The sequence below is a fragment of the Arthrobacter bambusae genome (assembly GCF_022606295.1).
Lineage (GTDB): Bacteria > Actinomycetota > Actinomycetes > Actinomycetales > Micrococcaceae > Arthrobacter > Arthrobacter bambusae_A.
The window spans coordinates 1-1,678 of sequence record NZ_JAHHZS010000093.1; the positions used below are offsets into that span (position 1 = coordinate 1).

Sequence of the window (1,678 nt, forward strand, 5' to 3'; positions counted from 1 at the left end):
TGCGAGCTGATATGTGGGTCTGGTTGTCAAGAGGCATGGATGAGCGGCTCCTGGTTGTTGGTTCCTGGGGCCGCTCATCGCGTGCCGGCTGGTCGTCGTGAAGGTGTTGGCGGGTCTTTCTCGACTGCAGTGTCAGGCTGATATTCGCGGGTTGTTTACCGCATGACGATGTGTTCGGCTGGAGCGTATCGGTGTCTAGTATCGAGCGTCGACGCATTCGGTCTCGTCTGCTCATAGCTCACTCGCGGGTTAGCTCCGGATGCTGCCATCGCACGTCCACCACGCCGGGGGCACGTCCGGGGTCAGGCCGCGTTCATGCGTTCTCCTTGCTGGAGCGGGGCGGCCAGCGACCAGCACCAGCCGGCGAGTTCACGGGCGATCGCGGTGTTGGCCTTGACCGACAGTTTGTGCCGTTCATCGAAGTGTTCCCACTTGCGATGCAGCCGGTGGTTTCCTTCCATGGCGCGGATCCGGGTTGCCGGAGCGACGACATCGAACTGGCGCAACAGCCGTTCCCCGGGCCGGACGTAGGGGCGCCGGTGCTGCCACGCGGCTTCGATGAGGAGTTTGCGGGCGTAGGTGTTCCCGGCCTTGGTGATCGGGCCCTGGTGCCGGGACTGGCCGGAGGAGTCTTCACTGGGCACCAGCCCGAGGTAGGAGCCGATCGTGGAGCCGGTGAAGCGGGTCCAGTCCCCGATTTCCACGGCCAGCCCGAACGCGGTGGTCATCTGGATGCCGCGCAGGCACATCAGCGCGTCGATCACCGGGGCGTAACGGCACGCCGCGGCCGTGGCGGCGACGTGCTTGTCGATCCGTGCCATATGCACGGCGAGCAGTTCGGCCTGCTCGAGATCAGCTTCGTAGGTGAACTGCAGCGCCGGTTCCTCAAAGCTCTGGCGGTGCAACCACCGGGTGTGTTCCTTCGTCCAGCGGGTGTCCTTGGGGTAGCGGATGCCGTGGCGCAGCAGGATGGCGTTCACGTGCTGGCGGGCGTGGGCGAGGTCCTTGGCCGTGCCCGAGCGTAGCCGGGACAGGTCCCGCAGGGCCTCTTCGTCCGGGTCCGGGATCCGCACCTCGGTGACCGAGCCGACCGCGAGCATCTCGGCCAGCACCCGGGCGTCGCGCCGGTCGGTTTTCACCCGGTCCCCGGGAGCGCGCAGCAGCTTCGAGGACGCCGCGACCACGCAGTTGATGCCCGCGGCGCGCAGGTAACGGGCCAGGACGAACCCGGTGGGTCCTGATTCGTAGACGGCCGTGACGTCCGGGGCGAACCGGCGGATCCACTCCAGCACGATGGCCGGGTCAGCGGGCATCGTGTGGGCGCTGACTTCGCCGGTGGCCGGGTTCAGCGCATGTCCCACCACGTTGACCGCGTGAACATCCAGACCAATGAAAGTATGCTCAAACATAGCCGGGACCTCCCAAACCTCACATGTGGCACTACCATTGCACCCCCCGAGGAGCCGTCAGGCCAAGGGAACCTCCAATGGCAACCCACGGCCCTGTGAAACAGAAGGCCCCGGCCCCACCATCCCTCTCGGCCGTTCCCCTCCCGTCCGGGATAAAGGACATCACCGCCGGGGATTCAGGCCCCACAGCGCCGCCCTCCTCGCGGGATCCAACGGATCACACCAGCCGGCGCTGCGGGACCGCCCCGGCGAAAATGGCCGAACCGGAC

The 1,678-nt window shown here is 66.7% G+C and carries 1 protein-coding gene; it reads right to left on the reverse strand.

Annotated features, from left to right (window positions below; all coding sequences use genetic code 11):
* Positions 1 to 302: 302 nt before the first annotated feature.
* Positions 303 to 1,409, reverse strand: coding sequence for an IS110 family transposase (locus KNN17_RS22225; RefSeq protein ID WP_241711082.1), 1,107 nt, complete (start codon positions 1,407 to 1,409; stop codon positions 303 to 305).
* Between the last annotated feature and the right edge of the window lie 269 nt (positions 1,410 to 1,678).

Excerpts from the sequence above, each read along its gene's own strand:
- KNN17_RS22225 (WP_241711082.1), bottom strand. The coding sequence starts at position 1,409 with ATGTTTGAGCATACTTTCATTGGTCTGGATGTTCACGCGGTCAACGTG.